The sequence below is a fragment of the Corynebacterium striatum ATCC 6940 genome (assembly GCF_000159135.1).
Classification (GTDB): domain Bacteria; phylum Actinomycetota; class Actinomycetes; order Mycobacteriales; family Mycobacteriaceae; genus Corynebacterium; species Corynebacterium striatum.
This window is the reverse complement of record NZ_GG667601.1, coordinates 1-210: the sequence shown is the minus strand read 5'-3', so window position 1 is coordinate 210 and position 210 is coordinate 1. Positions and strand designations below refer to the sequence as shown.

The 210-nt window shown below is 49.5% G+C and carries 1 protein-coding gene; it reads right to left on the bottom strand.

Annotated elements, in window-relative coordinates; translation table 11 throughout:
- The coding region (locus tag HMPREF0308_RS14500; protein WP_169305121.1) for a hypothetical protein at positions 1-210 on the bottom strand (210 nt) is incomplete at both ends.

Genomic DNA, 210 nt, shown 5'->3' with positions numbered 1-210 from the left:
TACGTACGTACGTACGTACGTACGTACGTACGTACGTACGTACGTACGTACGTACGTACGTACGTACGTACGTACGTACGTACGTACGTACGTACGTACGTACGTACGTACGTACGTACGTACGTACGTACGTACGTACGTACGTACGTACGTACGTACGTACGTACGTACGTACGTACGTACGTACGTACGTACGTACGTACGTACGTA